Origin of the sequence: Mesorhizobium sp. M0136 (genome assembly GCF_040322515.1) — a bacterium.
Lineage (GTDB): Bacteria > Pseudomonadota > Alphaproteobacteria > Rhizobiales > Rhizobiaceae > Mesorhizobium.
In genome coordinates this window covers 1-18,393 of the sequence record NZ_JAMYTP010000029.1, presented here as the reverse complement: position 1 = coordinate 18,393, position 18,393 = coordinate 1, and the positions used below count along the sequence as shown (strand labels likewise).

17 protein-coding genes are annotated in these 18,393 nt (G+C 63.8%); 11 read left to right on the top strand and 6 right to left on the bottom strand.

The window, feature by feature from the left end; translation table 11 throughout:
- The first annotated feature begins 12 nt into the window (after window positions 1–12).
- On the top strand, window positions 13–1,383 hold the full coding sequence (locus NKJ35_RS26770; protein WP_352650412.1) for an alpha-glucosidase/alpha-galactosidase: 1,371 nt from the start codon (window positions 13–15) through the stop codon (window positions 1,381–1,383).
- Window positions 1,384–1,479: 96 nt separating this feature from the next.
- On the opposite strand, the gene ftsZ is transcribed toward NKJ35_RS26770, so the two are convergent.
- Both ftsZ and NKJ35_RS26760 read right to left on the bottom strand, forming a co-directional pair.
- Window positions 1,480–2,487: a cell division protein FtsZ gene (gene ftsZ, locus NKJ35_RS26765; RefSeq protein WP_023677189.1), complete on the bottom strand. Its 1,008-nt coding sequence runs from the start codon at window positions 2,485–2,487 to the stop codon at window positions 1,480–1,482.
- Between the two features lie 220 nt (window positions 2,488–2,707).
- Window positions 2,708–3,826, bottom strand: a complete 1,119-nt coding sequence (locus NKJ35_RS26760) for an NAD(P)/FAD-dependent oxidoreductase (RefSeq protein WP_352650410.1) — start codon at window positions 3,824–3,826, stop codon at window positions 2,708–2,710.
- Window positions 3,827–3,991: 165 nt separating this feature from the next.
- Between NKJ35_RS26760 and NKJ35_RS26755 the strand changes: the two genes are divergently transcribed.
- On the top strand, window positions 3,992–5,368 hold the full coding sequence (locus tag NKJ35_RS26755) for an aspartate aminotransferase family protein (protein WP_352650408.1): 1,377 nt from the start codon (window positions 3,992–3,994) through the stop codon (window positions 5,366–5,368).
- A 5-nt stretch (window positions 5,369–5,373) separates the two neighbouring features.
- On the opposite strand, the gene NKJ35_RS26750 is transcribed toward NKJ35_RS26755, so the two are convergent.
- The 4 genes from NKJ35_RS26750 to NKJ35_RS26735 all read right to left on the bottom strand — a co-directional run bounded on the left by NKJ35_RS26750 (window position 5,374) and on the right by NKJ35_RS26735 (window position 10,009).
- Window positions 5,374–6,474, bottom strand: a complete 1,101-nt coding sequence (locus NKJ35_RS26750; protein ID WP_352650406.1) for an alcohol dehydrogenase family protein — start codon at window positions 6,472–6,474, stop codon at window positions 5,374–5,376.
- Between the two features lie 9 nt (window positions 6,475–6,483).
- Window positions 6,484–7,863 (bottom strand): aspartate aminotransferase family protein, encoded by a 1,380-nt coding sequence (locus tag NKJ35_RS26745; protein WP_352650404.1) that lies wholly within the window; start codon window positions 7,861–7,863, stop codon window positions 6,484–6,486.
- Window positions 7,864–7,896: 33 nt separating this feature from the next.
- A complete protein-coding gene (locus NKJ35_RS26740) occupies window positions 7,897–9,390 on the bottom strand; it encodes an NAD-dependent succinate-semialdehyde dehydrogenase (protein WP_352650402.1) in 1,494 nt (497 codons plus the stop codon).
- 127 nt (window positions 9,391–9,517) lie between these two features.
- Window positions 9,518–10,009, bottom strand: coding sequence for an Lrp/AsnC family transcriptional regulator (locus NKJ35_RS26735; protein WP_352473224.1), 492 nt, complete (start codon window positions 10,007–10,009; stop codon window positions 9,518–9,520).
- 82 nt (window positions 10,010–10,091) lie between these two features.
- Between NKJ35_RS26735 and ehuR the strand changes: the two genes are divergently transcribed.
- From ehuR to NKJ35_RS26690, 9 genes are all read left to right on the top strand, one after another.
- On the top strand, window positions 10,092–11,477 hold the full coding sequence (gene ehuR / locus NKJ35_RS26730) for a MocR-like ectoine utilization transcription factor EhuR (protein WP_352650400.1): 1,386 nt from the start codon (window positions 10,092–10,094) through the stop codon (window positions 11,475–11,477).
- Between the two features lie 122 nt (window positions 11,478–11,599).
- On the top strand, window positions 11,600–12,385 hold the full coding sequence (gene ehuA / locus NKJ35_RS26725; RefSeq protein WP_352650398.1) for an ectoine/hydroxyectoine ABC transporter ATP-binding protein EhuA: 786 nt from the start codon (window positions 11,600–11,602) through the stop codon (window positions 12,383–12,385).
- A 65-nt stretch (window positions 12,386–12,450) separates the two neighbouring features.
- Entirely contained in the window at window positions 12,451–13,302 is an 852-nt protein-coding gene (gene ehuB, locus NKJ35_RS26720) for an ectoine/hydroxyectoine ABC transporter substrate-binding protein EhuB (RefSeq protein WP_254819482.1), read from the top strand.
- A 187-nt stretch (window positions 13,303–13,489) separates the two neighbouring features.
- Window positions 13,490–14,149 (top strand): ectoine/hydroxyectoine ABC transporter permease subunit EhuC, encoded by a 660-nt coding sequence (ehuC, locus tag NKJ35_RS26715; protein ID WP_254819481.1) that lies wholly within the window; start codon window positions 13,490–13,492, stop codon window positions 14,147–14,149.
- Window positions 14,150–14,165: 16 nt separating this feature from the next.
- Complete coding sequence (gene ehuD, locus NKJ35_RS26710) at window positions 14,166–14,825, top strand: ectoine/hydroxyectoine ABC transporter permease subunit EhuD (protein ID WP_254819480.1); 660 nt, start codon at window positions 14,166–14,168, stop codon at window positions 14,823–14,825.
- Entirely contained in the window at window positions 14,822–15,595 is a 774-nt protein-coding gene (eutA, locus tag NKJ35_RS26705; protein WP_352475673.1) for an ectoine utilization protein EutA, read from the top strand. Before ehuD ends, eutA begins: the two co-directional genes overlap by 4 nt.
- A 10-nt stretch (window positions 15,596–15,605) precedes the next feature.
- Window positions 15,606–16,598, top strand: coding sequence for a hydroxyectoine utilization dehydratase EutB (gene eutB, locus NKJ35_RS26700; protein ID WP_352650395.1), 993 nt, complete (start codon window positions 15,606–15,608; stop codon window positions 16,596–16,598).
- On the top strand, window positions 16,595–17,587 hold the full coding sequence (locus tag NKJ35_RS26695; RefSeq protein WP_352650393.1) for a cyclodeaminase: 993 nt from the start codon (window positions 16,595–16,597) through the stop codon (window positions 17,585–17,587). The genes eutB and NKJ35_RS26695 overlap by 4 nt, the downstream gene beginning before the upstream one ends.
- Before the next feature lie 38 nt (window positions 17,588–17,625).
- The coding region (locus NKJ35_RS26690; RefSeq protein WP_352650391.1) for an aminopeptidase P family N-terminal domain-containing protein at window positions 17,626–18,393 on the top strand (768 nt) is incomplete at its 3' end.

Below are 18,393 nucleotides of genomic sequence, written 5' to 3'. Positions count from 1 at the left end.
CCGGAGGTCGTTGTGGCAAGAAATCCCAAGGTCGCTTTCATCGGAGCTGGCTCGACGGTGTTCATGAGGAACATCGTCGGCGACATATTGCAGCGTCCGGCCTTATCCGGCGCGACGATCGCGCTGATGGACATCAATCCGCAACGGCTCGAGGAAAGCGCAATCGTGGTTGGCAAGCTGATCTCGACGCTCGGCGTGAAGGCCAAAGCCGAAACCTATTCGGACCAGCGCAAGGCGCTGGCGGGCGCCGACTTCGTCGTCGTCGCCTTCCAGATCGGCGGCTACGAGCCCTGCACCATCACCGACTTCGAAGTTCCGAAGAAATACGGTCTGCGCCAGACCATCGCCGATACGCTCGGTGTCGGCGGCATCATGCGCGGCTTGAGAACCGTGCCGCATCTCTGGAAGATCTGCGAGGACATGCTCGCAATCTGCCCGCAGGCGATCATGCTGCAATATGTCAACCCGATGGCGATAAACACCTGGGCGATCGCAGAGAAATACCCTGAAATCAAGCAGGTGGGCCTCTGCCACTCGGTGCAAGGCACGGCGATGGAACTGGCGCATGACCTCGACATTCCCTACGAGGAGATTCGCTACCGCTCGGCCGGCATCAATCACATGGCCTTCTACCTGAAGTTCGAGCATCGCCAGCCGGATGGCTCCTATCGCAACCTCTACCCGGATCTGCTGCGCGCCTACAGCGAAGGGCGGGCGCCGAAGCCGGGATGGAACCCGCGCTGCCCGAACAGAGTGCGCTATGAGATGCTGAAACGCCTCGGCTACTTCGTCACCGAGAGCTCCGAACATTTCGCGGAATACACGCCCTATTTCATCAAGGACGGGCGCGACGACCTGATCGAGAAATTCGGTATCCCGCTCGACGAATACCCGAAGCGCTGCATCGAGCAGATCGAACGCTGGAAGGGACAAGCGGAAGCCTATCGCTCGGCTGACAAGATCGAAGTGGAGCAGTCGAAGGAATATGCGTCCTCGATCATGAACTCGGTCTGGACCGGCGAGCCGTCGGTGATCTACGGCAACGTCCGCAACAATGGCTGCATCACGTCATTGCCATATAATTGCGCGGCCGAGGTGCCATGCCTCGTCGACGCCTCCGGCATTCAACCCACGTTCATTGGTGACCTGCCGGTGCAGCTCACCGCGCTGATCCGCACCAATATCAACGTCCAGGAGCTGACGGTCCAGGCGCTGATGACCGAGAATCGCGAGCACATCTATCACGCGGCGATGATGGACCCGCATACGGCGGCTGAGCTCGACCTCGACCAGATATGGTCGCTGGTCGATGATTTGCTGGTTGCGCATGGCGATTGGCTGCCGGCCTGGGCGCGTGGAGCGCGCAGCGTTCGGGCGGCCTGAGTATCGGATACAGCTCGCGAGCAACCGTCGGCTGATAGGAAGTCATCGACGGCGCGCGGTTCTGGTGACGCGAGGCTAGTAGTCAGCGATACGCGTTCAGTTCATGCGAACTTCCGGTTCGGCAAGCAGTGGAATCTCCAGGCCACGCCGCAAGCCGGTCGCCACGACCGACACCCTAAATTTTCCGGCGAGTGCCTTGTCGAAGATGGCGCCGACGATGATGTCGGCATCGTTGTCGACCTCCTCGCGGATGCGGGTTGCGGCCTCGTCGACTTCGAACAGCGTCATGTCCATGCCGCCCGATATCGAGACAAGGACGCCTTTGGCGCCCATCATCGAAGCTTCGTCGAGCAGCGGGTTGGCGATTGCCGCTTCCGCCGCCTTCTTGGCACGGCCTTCTCCGGCGGCCTCGCCGGTCCCCATCATGGCGCGGCCCATGTCGCGCATCACCGACTTTACATCCGCGAAGTCGAGATTGATCAGGCCTTCCTTGACGATCAGATCGGTGATGCAGCCGACACCCGCATAAAGAACCCGGTCGGCCATGGCGAAGGCGTCGGCGAACGTGGTTCTGGCGTCGGCGATCCTGAACAGGTTCTGGTTGGGAATGACGATGACGGTATCGGCGCTTTCGCGCAGGCGCTCGATGCCCTCATCGGCAGCGTACATGCGGCGCCTGCCTTCGAAGACAAATGGCTTGGTAACGACGGCGACGGTCAGTATCCCGGCTGCCCGTGCTGCCTGCGCTATGACAGGCGCGGCACCGGTGCCGGTTCCGCCTCCCATGCCGGCGGTCACGAAGCACATATGCGTTCCAGCAAGGTGATCCATGATCTCGTCGATGGATTCCACGGCCGCGGCACGGCCGACCTCGGGCAGGGACCCGGCGCCGAGACCTTCGGTGATATGAGCGCCCAACTGGATCAGCCTCGTTGCCTTTGACATGGCAAGGGCCTGGGCATCGGTGTTGGCGACGATGAATTCCGCGCCCTGCAGGCCTTCGGCGATCATGTTGTTGACGGCGTTGCCGCCGCCGCCGCCGACCCCGACGACGGTGATCTTGGGCCTCATCTCCGAGATTACCGGCCTCGTCGCGGTGTTCATTGCCGTTCTCCCTGGATACGCCGAGTGGTCGCTGGAAGCTTGTTCCGGGCGCACTGCGAAAACTTTGAACCGGGCAGTGCGAATCAGGACAGCCCAGAATGCAGGGAATCAGAGCGCGGAGCGGGCTGCAAGTGCGCGATGTGCCTCATAGGCGACTTGCGCCTGAAAGTTCACGCAATGCGCCTTGATACAGTGCAGATCGTTGCGCGGCCGCCGCACGCTACCGGTTCGGCGCGAGGCACTGCGCGACATGGTCGGCAATCGCCAGGCAGGAGGTCAGGCCGGGGCTTTCGATGCCGAACAGGTTGACCAGGCCATCCACGCCGTGCACCGCCACGTCCTGAATGACGAAGTCGGCATTGGCCTCACCGGGACCGGACAGTTTTGGCCGGATGCCGCTGTAAGCGGGCTGCAGGCTGTCATCGGCCAGCTCCGGCCAGTATTTGCGGATCTCGCTGTAGAAGCGCTCGCCACGAGCCGGGTCGACGCGATAGTCGAGTTGATCGGTCCATTCGACGTCCGGCCCGAAGCGGGTGACGCCGTCGAGATCGAGCGTCAGATGAACACCGAGCCCGCCGGGTTCGGGTACCGGATAGACCAATCTTGAGAACGGCGCCCGGCCGATCACCGAAAAATAATTGCCCTTGGCATAATGGAGCTTTGGCACGAATTGCTGATTGAGCCCTTCTAGCGAACCTGCAAGTGCTGCGGCGCCAAGCCCGGCGGCATTGACGAAACGCGGAGTGGCGATTTCGAAGCGCTCGCCGCCGGCAGCGTCCACCGTCTCGAGCACGACGCGGCCCGCTTCGATGCGGCCGGAGGCGATGCGCGTGTTGAGACTAAGTGCCGCCCCGTGCGCTTCGGCATCAGCCAACAAGGCGAGCATCAGGGCATGGCTGTCGATGATCCCGGTGGCGGGCGACAGTAACGCTGCCGTACACCTAAGGCTGGGCTCCAGCGCATGCGCCTCGGCTTCGCGCAACGGCATCAGGTCGCCGGCGCCGCAAGCGCGTGCATTGGCCCGGATTGAGGCGAGCACCGGCTCCTGTTCGGCATTTGTGGCAACGATGAGCTTGCCGCAGCGCGCGTGCGGGATCGCCCGCTCCTCGCAATAGCGATAGAGTCTTTCCCGGCCGGCCACGCAGAACCGGGCCTTCAGCGATCCAACCGGATAGTGGAGGCCGGCATGGATGACCTCGGAATTGCGCGAGCTTGTCCCGGTGCCGATGGCGTTCTCGGCTTCCAGGACCAGCGTATCGATGCCGCGCTGCGCCATCTCTCGCGCGATCGCCAGGCCAACAACGCCGGCGCCGGCGACAATGCAGTCGACATGGTCCACGGTTAGGTCAAGCCGAAGTTCTGCATGCGTCCACCCATCCGCTGGCCCTGTCGAAAGCGCTTGACACTATACCGTTCGAGAAAGATGCATCAAAGGCATAACGCACGGGGACCTTCTGAGCCGGACCGGCGGCAGGACTGTTTCGCGTGCAGCACAGGAGCCGTCATGGACGCACGACCGAATTCACCCGAAGCCCGCGACATAAGCTTTCACATGCATGGCTATACGAATGCGCGCAAGCATCAGGAGTCGGGGCCGCTCGTCATCGAGAAGGGCGACGGCATCTATGTCGAGGACCTTGCCGGCAACCGCTATATCGAGGCGATGGCGGGGCTCTGGAGCGTCGCGGTCGGTTTTTCGGAGAAGCGGCTGGTCGATGCGGCAGTACGGCAAATGTCGAAGCTGCCTTACTATCACGATTTCGGCTCCAAATCGCATTCGCCGCTGATCGATCTCGCCGAGAGACTGGTGCAGATGGCGCCGGTGCCGATGAGCAAGGCGTATTTCACCAATTCCGGTTCCGAGGCCAACGATACGGCCATGAAGATGATCTGGTACCGGTCGAATGCGCTCGACCAGCCGGCGCGCAAGAAGATCATCAGCCGCAAGAAGGGCTATCACGGCGTCACCATCGCCTCGGCAAGCCTGACCGGACTGCCCAACAACCACACTTCCTTTGACCTGCCGATTGCCAATGTGCTGCACACCTCGACGCCGCACCATTGGCGCGAGGCGCTGTCGGGTGAAAGCGAAGAGCAGTTTTCGACGCGGCTCGCCGACGACCTGGAAAAGCTGATCCTGGCCGAAGGACCGGAAACCATCGCCGCCTTTTTCGGCGAACCGATCATGGGCGCCGGCGGCGTCATCGTTCCGCCGGCCGGCTACTGGGAGAAGATACAGGCGGTGCTGTCGAGATACGACATCCTGCTCATCGCCGACGAGGTGATCTGCGGCTTTGGCCGAACAGGTGAGATGTTCGGCTCGCAGACCCTCGGCATCAGGCCCGACATCATGGTGTTGTCGAAACAGATCTCTTCGTCCTACCTGCCGATCTCAGCCCTGCTGATCAACGACAAGGTATTCGAGCCGCTCGCCGACGAAAGCAACCGTATCGGCACCTTCGGCCACGGTTTCACCGGCGGCGGCCATCCGGTTGCGGCAGCGGTCGCGCTCGAGAACCTGAAGCTGATCGAGGAGCGCGACCTTGTCGGCAACGCGCGCGCCGTCGGGGCGCACATGCAGAAGCGGCTGCGCGATCTCGCTTCGCACCCGCTTGTCGGCGAGGTGCGCGGCATCGGCCTGATTTCGGCGGTCGAACTGGTCGGCGACAAGGCGAACAAGGCGCCGTGGGGCACGGTTGGTGCCTTGGGCGGACTCGTCAACGGCTTCATGCAGCGGAACGGCGTCATCTCGCGCAATATGGGCGATGCGCTGGCTTTCTGCCCGCCGCTGATCATCACCGAGCCGCAGGTCGACCAGGTGATCGACGCGTTTGAACGGTCGCTCGAGGCCGCCGCCAAGCAGGTCCGATCGCAGAGCTGATCGTGCTATTTAGCGACGCCGACCGCATCCGGCACAACGACCAGCTTGCCGACGAAATCCTTGGCGATGAAATCGGCCTGGGCGCGATGGAAATCGGAGAGCTTGTAGACGCCGCCGACCAGCGGGCGGATCTTCTTCTCCTCGATGTAGCGCACGATGCGGCGGAAATCCGCGCGTGTGCCCTGGCTCGAGCCATGCAGTTGCAGCTGTTTCAGATACATGGTGCGCAGATCGAGCTGCACGACCGGGCCGGCAATTGCGCCGGCCGTCGTATAGCGGCCTTCCGGCCTGAGGATGCGCAGCAGGTCGTTGAAGATCGCGCCGCCGACGAGGTCGGCCACCACGTCGATCGGCCGGCCGCCGGTCGCCTCGTTGACGGCGGCCGGCAGATCGGCAACGCCGCGGGTGATCACCGCCTCGGCGCCGATGTCACGCACGGCCTGTTCCTTGCCCTTGCCGGCAACGGCATAGGGAATGGCGCCGCGCGCCCGCGCCAGCTGCACGATGCCGGAGCCGACGCCGCCTGAGGCGCCGGTGACCAGCACCCGCTCGCCGGCTTTCAATGCGGCGCGTTCCAGCATCTGTTCACCGGTGAGATAGGCGCAGCAGAAGGTGGCGAGTTCGACGTCGCTCAGATCGGTACTGACGACGTGCGCGTTCTCGGCCGGCACTGTCTGGTACTCGGCATAGCCGCCGTCGCGGCCGTGGCCCATATAGTCGATGTCGGCGAGTGAATCGTCGTCGCGATTGTAGATGGAGAAATCGACCATCACCCGCTCGCCGATGCGGGCCGGCGACACGCCGTCGCCGACGGCAACGATGTTGCCGACCGTGTCGGTGCCCTGGATGCGCGGGAAGGTCAGTGTGTTGCCTTGACGACGCCAGGTCGAGACGGCGGCTGCATCCTCCTCAGTGCCATAGGCGCCCTGGCGCACCCAGACATCGGTGTTGTTCATGCCGCAAGCGGTGACCTTGACCAGCACCTCGCCCGGAGCGGGCGAGGGCACTTTGACGTCGGTGCGGTAGACGAGCTTTTCCGGTCCGCCGTGCCCGATCAGCTGCACGGCGGCCATGGTGGCGGGGAGGGTCTTGGTCATGGCATTCATGTCGGTTCTTCAGATGTTGGCAAACACGCTCTTCACCGCGTCGGCCGTCTTGGAGACGACGATGTCGGCCTCTTGCCGTGTCAGGCAGAGCGGCGGCGCGAAACCGAGAATGTCGCCCTGCGGCATGGCGCGGCCGATGACGCCGCTTGCCGCAAGGGTGGTCGCGACCTGCGGTCCGATCTTTTGCGAGGCGTCGAAGAACACGCGGTCGTCCCGGTCGGCGACGAACTCGATCGCCGCCAGCATACCGTCGCCGCGCACCTCGCCGACGTTTTTGTGGCCGCCGACGGCCTTCGTCAGCTCGGCGCGGAAATAGGCGCCGGTCTCGCCGGCGTTCCGCACCAGGTCCATCTCGTCGATCAGTTCCAGATTGGCGACACCGGCGGCAACGCAGATCGGATGCGCCGAATAGGTCCAGCCATGGCCGAGCGAGCCGAGCTTGTCGGAGCCTTGGACGAGCACCTGCCACACCTTGTCGGAGACGATGACGCCGGAGAGCGGCGCATAGGCCGAGGTCAGGCCCTTGGCGATGGTGATCAGGTCGGGCTTGATGCCGTAATGGTCGGAGCCGAACATGGTACCAAGCCGGCCAAAGCCGGTGACGACCTCGTCGGCGACCAGCAGCACGTCGTATTTCTTCAGCACCGCCTGGATCTTCTCCCAGTAGCCGGCCGGCGGCGGCACGATGCCGCCGGTGCCGAGGATCGGCTCGCCGATGAAGGCGGCGACCGTTTCCGGCCCTTCGGCGAGGATCATCTCCTCGAGCTTGTCGGCGCAGTATTGCGAAAACTGCTCCTCGCTCAGCGAGCGGTCGGCGCGGCGGAAATAGTAGGGCGCCTCGGTGTGCAGGACCGGCGCACGCGGCAGGTCGAAGGCGTTGTGGAACAGGTCGAGGCCGGTCAGCGATCCGGTCATGATGCCGGAGCCGTGATAACCGCGCCAGCGCGAGATGATCTTCTTCTTCTCGGACCGGCCGAGCACGTTGTTGTAGTACCAGATCAGCTTGATGTTGGTTTCATTCGCGTCTGAACCGGAGAGCCCGAAATAGACCCTCGACATGCCTTGCGGCGCGCGGTCGATGATCATCTTGGACAGCGTGATCGACGCCTCGGTGCCGTGCCCGACATAGGCATGGTAATAAGCGAGATTCTTGGCCTGCGCGGCGATGGCGTCGGCGATCTTCTGGCGGCCATAACCGACATTGACGCAGTAGAGCCCGGCGAAGGCATCGATGCTTTTGCGCCCGTTGTTGTCCCAGATGGTGACGCCTTCGCCGCCGGCGATCACACGGGTTGGGCTCTCGCCACGCGCGTGGGTGCCCATATGGGTCGAGGGATGGAAGAAGTGATCGCGGTCCCAGGCGGCGAGTTCGTTTGACCGGTCGAGCATTTTTCTACTCCTGAAGGAAATTGTCGGTGCGGCTCACGCCACGTCGAGGCAGAGATATTTGAGATCGGTAAAGGCTTCGAGCCCATGACGCGAGCCCTCGCGGCCGATGCCGGACTGCTTGACGCCGCCGAAAGGGATCGGCGCGCCGGTGATCTTGACGCGGTTGATGGCGACCATGCCATAGTCGAGCGCCCGGCCCATGCGCAATTGCCTACCGCCGTTTTCGGTGACGACATAGGCGACGAGGCCGTACTCGGTGGCATTGGCGCGGGCGACGACTTCCTCTTCGCTGTCGAAGGGCGTCACGGCAGCAACCGGACCGAAGGTTTCCTCGCGCATGATCAGGGCGCCGTCTCTCACGTCGGCAAGCAGGGTCGGCTGGTAGAACAGCGGCCCGGCGGAATGGCGCTTGCCGCCGGTCAGGCAGCGCGCGCCTTTGGCGAGCGCATCGGCCACCTGCTCCTCGACCTTCTTGACGGCGCGTTCGTGCATCAAGGGTCCGATTTCGGTGTCGTCAGCCAGGCCATTGCCGGTCCGCAATGCCTCGACGCGTTTGGCGAAAGCAGCGCAGAACCGATCGTAGAGCGGACGCTGGACATAGATGCGGTTGGCGGCGAGGCAGTCCTGGCCGGAGGTCGCGAATTTCGCGTCGACCGCAATGGCGACAGCCTTGTCGAGATCGGCGTCGGCGAAGACGATCAGCGGCGCATGACCGCCGAGTTCCATCACCAGACGCTTCATCGTCGGCGCACTCTGTGCGGCGATCAGCCTGCCGATCTCGGTCGAGCCGGTGAAGCTCATGGCGCGAACGCGCCGGTCTTCGCACATCCGCCCAACGATAGTCGAAGCCCTGCCGGTGAGGACGTTGAAAACGCCAGCCGGCAGGCCGGCGCGTTCGCCAAGCTCGGCCAGCGCCAGTGCCGACAGCGGCGTTTCCGAGGAAGGATGCGCGACGATGGTGCAACCGGCGGCAATGGCGGCAGCCGCCTTGCGGGTCAGCATGGCCGCTGGAAAATTCCACGGCGTGACGACGCCGACGACGCCGAGCGGCTCGCGCCGCACCATCATCTCGGTATCAGGCAGATGGCTGGTGACGCTTTCGGCGTTGAGACGTTTGGCCTCCTCGGCATACCATTCGACAAAAGAGGCGGCATAGTCGATCTCGCCGAGCGATTCCTTCAGCGGCTTGCCTTGTTCGAGCGTCATCAGCAGAGCCAGGTCATTTTTGGCGGCGACGATCAGATCGAACCATTTTCGCAAGATTTTCGACCTTTCCTGCGGCAGCAATGCGCGCCAAGCAGGAAAGGCGCGCGATGCCGCATCGATCGCCAATGTCGTCTGCCGGGCATCGAGCGCGGCAACAAAAGCGACGGTCGATCCGGTGGCCGGATCGGTCACCTCGAAACTCTCCGCGGTCTCGCTCGCCGTCCAGTGGCCAGCGACATAGGCGAGTTCGCGCAGCAGCCGTCGGTCGGCGAGGCGATCGAGTGCTTCATGGCGCTGCGAGCGGGCAAAATGTGCGGACATCATCGGGCTCCCGGTTCGGGTGATGCCGCAAGACTATCTCTGCCGCGTAAACAGAGAGGCTGTTTGCGTGCCCGCACGTAGGGAGATTGTCTCTATTGCCCTGCCCAGCCAGACGATCTCTCCGGCATCAGGAAGATGCCGGCAACAGATCCGCCACTGGCAGCACACTCTCCTCCTTTACCGTCTTGGTGACGATGTAGGTGAAATAGCGATCGATGCCGATCTCGCGTTCGAGCAGGGTGTCGACCAGCCGCTGATAGGCGTCGATGTCGCGCGCCATCACCTTCAGCAGGTAATCGACGCCGCCGCCGACAGACCAGCAGGCGACGATCTCGGGGATGTCGCGGATGACGCGCTCGAAACGGTCGAAATCGGCCTGGCGGTGGCTAGCCAGCGTCACCTCCATCAGCACGGTAGCGACCGGCGAGATGGCGCGCATGGCGATCCTGGCATGGTAGCCCGAGACGATGCCGGCCTTTTCCAGCTTGCGCAGCCGCATCCAGCACGGCGTCGGCGACAGGCCGACTTTCTCGGCCAGCGCCAGCTTGGTGATGCGCCCGTCGCGCTGGATGGCGTCGAGGATCTTGAGATCGATCGGATCGAGTTTCGCTGCAGCCATGATCACCCACTTCCAGTGCCCGACACCATGACGGCGCATTATTTCGATTGTCAATTGCACTGATTTCGATCTCTAATAAGTCATGACATTTTGGCGACCAGATCCCGCTCTTATCCGGCGGCCGGCGTATCAATCGCTCGCCGACCAGTTCGCGCGGGCCATCCATGACGGGCGTCTGGCCACTGGCGCGCGCCTGCCGACGCACCGGCAACTGGCCGACGATCTGAAACTTTCCGTGCAGACAGTCAGCCGCGCCTACGAGGAATTGATCCGCCGCGGGCTGGTTTCCGGCGAGGTCGGCCGCGGCAGCTTCGTGCAGACGCAGCGCCGCGAGCCGGAGCCGCCCTATCTGCCGGAGCGGCTGGGCGAGGTCATCGACCTCTCCATCCTGAAGCCGGTCTGCGAACCGATGCATCTGGAGCGGCTGAGGCAGGCACTGGGCTGGCTCGCGGAAAACCTGCCGTCGAGCTCGGCGCTGTCGTTCAGGCCGAACATGGTGTTCCCGCGCCACCGCGCGGTGGGTGTCGAGTGGCTACGGCTCTGCGGCCTCGACGCGTCGCCGCAGAACATCAGCCTGACCAACGGCGCCACCGCCGGTATGACGGTAGCGCTGATGAGCGTGGCGCCGCCCGGTTCGACCGTTGCCACGGAAGCGATCGGCCATCACACGCTGATCCCGTTGGCGCGCTATCTCGGCTTCAATCTCGAGGGTCTGCCCATCGACGACAATGGGCTGATGCCGGAAGCGCTCGACGCGGCCTGCCGGCTGTCCGACATCCGCGCCGTGTTCGTGCAGCCCTCGGTGATCAACCCCACGGCAACGCTGATGAATGCCGCCCGGCGCGAGCAGATCGCGGCGGTCGCGCGCAGGCACGACATCGCCATCATCGAGAACGATGTGCTCGGCCCGCTGGTCGAGGACCGGCCGCCGCCGGTCGCGGCGTTTGCCCCCGAGCGCACGCTCTATGTCACCTCCTTCACCAAGATCGTGGTGCCCGGCCTGCGCATCGGCTATCTCGCGGCACCCGATCGTTATGTCGCCGCGGTTGCCAACCGCCACCTGGTCTCGAACTGGATGGCGACTCCGATGGTGGCCGAGATCGCCAGCAAATGGGTGACCGACGGCACCGCGATGGAACTCGTTCGATGGCAGCGCCTGGCTTTGCGGCGGCGTCTGGACATCGCCGCCGAGGTGCTTGCCGGAGTGGATTATCGCGCTCATCGCGACGGGCTTCACGTCTGGCTGCGGCTGCCCGAGGATCGCGGCGAGGAAAGCTTTGTGTCCCAGGCGCGCCTGCAGGGCGTGGCGATTGCACCCGGCACGTCGTTTCGCATTTCGCAAATGCCTTGGCATCCAGCTGTCCGGATTTCGCTGGGCTCGACCACGGAGGGGGAACTGCGTGCCGGTCTCGGCGTTGTCACAAAGCTTCTGCTCGGCGATCCCGAGCATCTCCTGCTTGCCATCTAGGCAACAAATGACGAGGAATTGTGCGGAGTTCGAAATATTGTCATGATATTATTTTCCTGATTGACATGATTTGCCGCGATCCGCATCGTTAAAGGCATAGCTTCTCCAGCACGGGAAATTCATTGTCGGCGCCCATCATCAAGATCAACGGCATTTCGAAAAGCTTCGGCACCTTTAAGGTGCTGGACGGCCTCTCGATGCAAGTCATGCCCGGCGAGAAGCTGGCGCTGATCGGCCCATCGGGTTCGGGCAAGACGACGATCCTGCGCATCCTGATGACGCTTGAGCGCATCGACAGCGGCCACATCCAGGTCGATGGCGAACAGCTGTACCACATGGAGCGTAACGGCCGGCTGCTGACGGCCGATGAACGGCATTTGGCAAAGATGCGCCAGAAGATCGGCATGGTCTTCCAACTGTTCAATCTGTTTCCGCACAAATGCGTCATCGACAATGTGACGCTGGCACCGATGCTGACCAAAGGCGTGCCGCGGGGCGCCGCCGAAAAGCGGGCGATGGAACTGCTAGACATGGTCGGCATGGTCGACAAGGCTGAAGCGATGCCGGCGCAGCTTTCCGGCGGACAGAAGCAGCGCGTCGCGATTGCCCGGGCGCTGGCGCTGTCGCCGAAGATCATGCTGTTCGACGAGGTCACCTCGGCGCTCGACCCGGAGCTCGTCGACGAGGTGCTCAACGTTATGCGCAAGCTCGCCGCCGAGACCGACATGACCATGCTGCTGGTCACCCACGAGATGGGTTTCGCCCATGACTTCGCCGACCGGGTGCTGTTCTTCGATCGCGGCAGAATAGTCGAGGAAGGCAAGCCCGACGAGATTTTCCGCCATCCCAAACAGGAGCGTACGCAAGGTTTCCTGAAGAAGATCATTGCGGCCGGACATCGGGTCTGACTGCCATGCGAGGCGGCGACGCCTCAAGCAAGCCAAGAAGACAGACAAACAAGGAGTTGGGAACAATGAAGAAATTTGCCATTTTGGCCGGCGTCGCCGGTATTGCGCTGGCGGCGGTGCTGGCCGCCTCGACGGCCGGCTCGGCCGATGACAGCAAGCTCGAAGAGCTCAAGGCGCAAGGCTTTGCCCGCGTCGCCATCGCCAACGAGCCGCCCTATACGGCGGTCGCTGCCGACGGCAAGGTTTCGGGTGCGGCGCCTGACGTTGCCCGTGAAATCTTCAAACGTCTTGGCGTGAACGATATCGTCGCCTCGATCTCGGAATATGGCGCCATGATCCCCGGCTTGCAGGCCGGCCGTTTCGACGTCGTCACCGCCGGCCTGTTCATGAAGCCGGAACGTTGTGCTGCGGTCGCCTATTCGGAACCGGTGCTGTGCGACGCCGAGGCGATGTTGGTGAAGAAGGGCAACCCGAAGGGCTTCAAGAGCTACGAGGACGTCGCCAAGGACACCAGCGCGACGATCGGCGCACCGGGTGGCGGCACCGAGGAAAAGCTGGCGCTCACGGCAGGTGTGCCGCGCGAGCGCGTCATCGTCGTGCCGGACGGCCAGAGCGGCCTGAAGATGCTGCAGGACGGCCGTATCGATGCTTATTCACTGCCCGTGCTGTCGATCAACGACCTGGTCAAGAAAGCCAATGATCCGAACCTCGAAGTTATCGCGCCGGTGGTCGGTGCGCCGGTCTATTGCGACGGCGCGGCCTTCAAGAAGGGCGACGAAGCGCTGCGCGACGCCTATGATGTCGAGCTGGCGAAACTGAAGAAGTCCGGCGAGTTCGCCAAGATCATCGAGCCTTACGGCTTCTCGGCGGCGGCGGCAATGTCGACGAGCCGCGACAAGCTCTGCTCGGCGAAATAGGCGGGTCCTCCTTCTCCCCGTTCACGGAGAGAAGGAGGCCCGAAGGGCCGGATGAGGGGCAGCACAAAGTTCTGCCAAGAGGGCTCTGCCCCTCATCTGCCGCCCGGCATCTTTTTTCCCGTGAACGGGGAGAAGGAGGCTGAAGCCAACGTCTCGCTGGACATTCAACGCGGAAACTCTCGACCCAATGACCCAATGGTCCGGCTATTTCGGCCTGATATTGCAAGGAGCACTCGTCACCATCGAGTTGACGCTGATGGGGTCGGTGCTGGCCTTGGTCATGGCCTTTCTTGCCGGGCTGGGGCGGCTGTCGCGGTTCTTCGTGCTGCGCGCGCTGGCCACCGCCTATATCGAGTTCTTCCGCGGCACCTCGATCTTCGTGCAGCTGTTCTGGGCCTATTTCGTGCTGCCTTTCGCCGGCATTTCGCTGACGCCGCTGCAGGCCGGCGTGCTGGCGCTGGGCCTCAATGTCGGCGCTTATGCGGCGGAAGTCGTGCGCGGCGCCATCAAGTCGATCGGCCGCGAACAATATGAGGCCTGCACCGCGCTCAATCTCGGCCGCTGGCAAGCCATGCGCCATATCATCCTGCCGCAAGCGCTTCTGGTGATGCTGCCGACCTTCGGCAACAACGCCATCGAGCTGCTCAAGGCCACAGCCGTCGTTTCGCTGATCTCGCTTGCAGACCTGACCTTCCAGGCGCAGGTGGTGCGCTCGCAGACCGGCAATACACTGGTGCCGTTCAGCACCATCCTCGTCATCTATTTCGTCCTGGCGCTCCTCATCTCCTGGGGCGTGCGGTCGCTGGAACGCCGCATGGCTCGTGGCCTCGACGGGGTGCGCGTATGATCGATCGGGCCTGCTAATGGAATGGGATTGGGATTTTGTCCGGCAGATCCTGCCGACGCTGATCGAGGGGGTGAAGATCACCATCCTGGCGACGCTGCTCGGCTCGGTGCTGGCGGCCGTCGTCGGGCTGGGCATTGCGTTGGCGCGCCGTTCGCCGAACCGGGCCCTGTCGCGCACCGTCGGTTTCGTTGCCGAGTTCATCCGTGGCACGCCGCTGTTGGTGCAGCTCTATTTCATCTTCTACGTGCTGCCGGATTTCGGCGTCCTGTTGCCGCCATTGGTGGCGGGCGTCATCGGTCTCGGACTGCATTACGGCACTTACACGGCCGAGGTCTACCGCGCCGGCATCGACAATGTGCCGCGCGGCCAATGGGAAGCGGCCAAGGCCTGCAATCTGAATGCCACACAGACCTGGACGCACATTATCATTCCGCAGGCGATCCCGCCGATGATCCCGGCGCTTGCCAATTATTTCATCGCCATGTTCAAAGAGACGCCGCTGCTGTCGGCGATCACCGTGCTGGAACTGATGAACCAGGCCAAGAGCGTCGCCAACACCTATTATCGGTATATCGAACCGATCACCTTGGTCGGCGCCTTCTTCCTCGCCATCAGCCTGTTCTCGGTGGTGCTGCTGCGCTGGCTGGAACACCGTTATGGGCGGATCGAACGATGAACGCTGCACCCGATATCCGCCTGCGCTCGATCCGTCCGCCGCTCGAAGCACGTCCGCTGGAAAAGCGGGTCGGCCTGATCATCCTTGCCACCGACCATACCAGCGAACCGGATTTTCACCGCATGGTGGCAAGCGACCGCATCGGCGTCTATGTCGCGCGTATTCCCTACGCCAACCCGACGACGCCGGACAATTTGCGCAAGATGCAGCCGTCACTGACGGCGGCCGCGGCCCTGATCCTGCCTGACGAGCCGCTCGACGCGATCTGCTATTCCTGCACCTCAGCTTCCGTCGTGATCGGCGATGCCGAAATCGAGGCGGCGGTGCAGGCCGCCAAGCCCGGCGTGCCGGTGGTCACGCCGCCGATGGCCGGCGTGCGCGGCCTGAAGGCGCTGGGCGCCAGGACGGTCAGCATCCTCACCCCTTACACGGTCGAGACCAGCCGGCCGATGGCGACCTATTTCAGCGAGCATGGATTCGAAATCGCCAGCTTCACTTGCCTCGGCTTCGAGGATGATCGCGAGATGGCGCGGATTGCGCCGAAATCCTTGGTCGATCTGGCCCGTGATGCGATGGCCCCGCAGGCCGACGCGCTGTTCGTGTCCTGCACGGCGCTGCGGTCGGCGGCGGCAGTTGTCGGCATAGAAGAGGCGATCGGCCGCCCCGTCGTCACCAGCAACCAGGCGACGGCCTGGAATTGCCTGCGCCTTTGCGACGACGACGAGCCGTGCCCTGAATTCGGCCGTCTGATGACGCAGCCGCTGAACTGATTGATGAGCCATGACCGCTTCCCAGATAAGCCTCCCCGATATCCGCGCCGCGCGCGAGCGCATCGCAGACAAGATCGAGCGTACGCCGACCGTTCCTTCCCGGAGTCTTTCCCAGCACTTGGACGCTCCTGTTTATCTCAAGCTCGAACATCGGCAGACCACCGGCGCCTTCAAGCTGCGCGGTGCCTCGAACGCTATCGCTTCGCTGACAGAAGAGGAGAAGGCGCGCGGCGTCGTCGCCGCCTCGACCGGCAATCACGGCCGGGCGCTTGCCTATGCCGCACAACTGCAAGGCATCCATGCGACGATCTGCATGTCGCGGCTGGTGCCGCAGAACAAGCTCGACGAGATCCGCCGGCTCGGCGCCGAGATCCGCATCGTCGGCAACAGCCAGGACGATGCGCAGCGGGAGGTCGAACGGCTGGTCGCGGAAGACGGGCTGATCATGCTGCCGCCCTTCGACCATCCTGCCATCGTCGCCGGGCAAGGCACCCTCGGGCTGGAGATTATCGAACAGGTTCCTGATGCCGCCCTGGTGCTGGTGCCGCTGTCCGGCGGTGGACTGGCGGCGGGCGTTGCCGCTGCCGTTAAGGGCGTCAGCCCGGCAACGAAGGTCGTCGGCGTCTCGATGGCGCGCGGTGCGGCGATGAAGGCGAGCCTCGATGCCGGGCACCCGGTGCTGGTCGAGGAACTGCCGACGCTGGCGGACTCGCTCGGCGGCGGCATCGGCCTCGACAACCGACTGACCTTTTCCATGTGCCGCGACCTGCTCGACGATGTGATCCTGCTAAGCGAGGACGAGATCGCCACCGGCATCCGCCATGCCTATGAACAGGAGCGCGAGATCGTCGAAGGCGCCGGCGCAGTCGGCATCGCAGCCGTGCTTGCCGGCAAGGTCAGGGCGAGCGGCCCGACGGTGCTCGTGCTGTCCGGCCGCAACATCGATATGACACTGCACCGCAAGATCATCTGCGGCGAAGCAATTGCGGAGAGCGCAGCATGAGCCGGATGACGATCCTCACCGAAGCCGAATTGCGCAAGATCGTGAAGCTGGATCTTGATGCCGTCGCCTGCGTCGAGAACGCGTTTCGGGCGCTCGCTACCTTGCCGGTGGCGATGCCGCCAATCCTGCGCCTGGACATTCCAGAGCATCGCGGCGAGGTCGACGTCAAGACCGCCTATGTGCCGGGCATCGACGGTTTTGCGATCAAGATCAGCCCAGGTTTCTTCGACAATCCGAAGCTCGGCCTGCCCAGCGTCAACGGCATGATGGTGCTGCTGTCGTCCAAAACCGGATTGGTCGAGGCGCTGCTGCTCGACAATGGCTATCTCACCGACATCCGCACCGCCGCCGCCGGCGCGGTCGCCGCCAAACATCTGTCGCGGGCGGACTCCTCCGTTGCCGCGATCTTCGGCGCCGGTGTTCAGGCCGGACTGCAGCTCGAGGCGCTGATGCTGGTGCGGCCAATCACGGAAGCCCGCATTTGGGCAAGGGATGCCGCCAAGGCCGAAGCTGCGGCAGACGCATTGTCCGAAAGACTGGGCATCGCCGTTCACGCCGAGCCCGACGCGGCAAAGGCTGCGGCCGATGCCGACGTCATCGTCACCACGACGCCGTCGACCGAGCCGCTGATCAAGCCCGGCTTCGTCTCCGCCGGCCAGCATATCACTGCCATGGGCTCGGATGCCGAGCACAAGAACGAGATCGCGCCGGCGATCCTGCGCATGGCCGATCTCTACGTCGCTGACAGCGCCAAGCAGACGCGGCGCCTGGGCGAACTGCACCATGCTATCGCGGCGGGCGTGATGGCGGCCGATGCCGAAATCACCGAGCTTGGCCACATCATCGCCGGCGAAAGGCATGGGCGGCGCTCGGGCAGCGACATCACCATTGCCGATCTGACGGGCACAGGCGTGCAGGACACGGCAATCGCCACGCTCGCCCGCGACCGGGCGCGTGCGGCCAAGACCGGTACGATTTTCGAAAGCTGATGCTGGCCGCAAGGCCCAACAAACGAGGACCAAGAACAATGCAGCCAAATTTGAAATTCTCGCGCGGCGAATATGCGGAGCGCCTCGCCAAGACGCGGAAGGCGATGGAGGCCAAGGGCGTCGATCTGCTGATTGTCAGCGATCCGTCCAACATGGCCTGGCTGACCGGCTATGACGGCTGGTCGTTCTATGTGCACCAGGCCGTCATCGTGCCGCCGTCGGGCGAGCCGGTGTGGTACGGGCGCGGCCAGGACGCCAACGGCGCCAAGCGCACCGCCTATCTCGCGCACGACAATATCGTCGGCTATGCCGACAACTACGTGCAGTCGACCGAGCGCCATCCGATGGATTTTCTGTCCGGCGTGCTCTCCGATCGCGGCTGGGGGAAGCTCAGCATCGGTGTCGAGATGGATAATTACTGGTTCTCCGCCGCTGCCTTCGCATCGCTGCAGAAGCACTTGCCCAATGCCCGCTTCGTCGATGCCACGGCGCTGGTCAACTGGCAGCGTGCGGTGAAGAGCCCGACCGAAATCGATTACATGCGCAAAGCCGCCCGCATCGTCGAAGCGATGCACCAGCGCATCGTCGACAAGATCGAAGTCGGCATGCGCAAATGCGACCTGGTCGCCGAGATCTACGATGCCGGCACGCGCGGCGTCGACGGCATCGGCGGCGACTATCCGGCGATCGTGCCGCTGTTGCCGTCGGGGGCGGGGCCGGCCGGCGCCCCGGGGGCCACGGCGCGCCGGCCGGCGGACTCTGGCGGGGGCCGCGCGCTGGCGGGGGCGGGGATGGAAACTCGGGCA

Coding starts and splice junctions, on each gene's coding strand:
- ftsZ (WP_023677189.1), bottom strand. CDS start 2,487: ATGAACACCGCGACGAGGCCGGTAATCTCGGAGATGAGGCCCAAGATC.
- NKJ35_RS26755 (WP_352650408.1), top strand. CDS start 3,992: ATGGACGCACGACCGAATTCACCCGAAGCCCGCGACATAAGCTTTCAC.
- NKJ35_RS26750 (WP_352650406.1), bottom strand. CDS start 6,474: ATGAATGCCATGACCAAGACCCTCCCCGCCACCATGGCCGCCGTGCAG.
- NKJ35_RS26745 (WP_352650404.1), bottom strand. CDS start 7,863: ATGCTCGACCGGTCAAACGAACTCGCCGCCTGGGACCGCGATCACTTC.
- NKJ35_RS26740 (WP_352650402.1), bottom strand. CDS start 9,390: ATGTCCGCACATTTTGCCCGCTCGCAGCGCCATGAAGCACTCGATCGC.
- NKJ35_RS26735 (WP_352473224.1), bottom strand. CDS start 10,009: ATGGCTGCAGCGAAACTCGATCCGATCGATCTCAAGATCCTCGACGCC.
- ehuR (WP_352650400.1), top strand. CDS start 10,092: ATGACATTTTGGCGACCAGATCCCGCTCTTATCCGGCGGCCGGCGTAT.
- ehuB (WP_254819482.1), top strand. CDS start 12,451: ATGAAGAAATTTGCCATTTTGGCCGGCGTCGCCGGTATTGCGCTGGCG.
- ehuC (WP_254819481.1), top strand. CDS start 13,490: ATGACCCAATGGTCCGGCTATTTCGGCCTGATATTGCAAGGAGCACTC.
- ehuD (WP_254819480.1), top strand. CDS start 14,166: ATGGAATGGGATTGGGATTTTGTCCGGCAGATCCTGCCGACGCTGATC.
- eutA (WP_352475673.1), top strand. CDS start 14,822: ATGAACGCTGCACCCGATATCCGCCTGCGCTCGATCCGTCCGCCGCTC.
- eutB (WP_352650395.1), top strand. CDS start 15,606: ATGACCGCTTCCCAGATAAGCCTCCCCGATATCCGCGCCGCGCGCGAG.
- NKJ35_RS26695 (WP_352650393.1), top strand. CDS start 16,595: ATGAGCCGGATGACGATCCTCACCGAAGCCGAATTGCGCAAGATCGTG.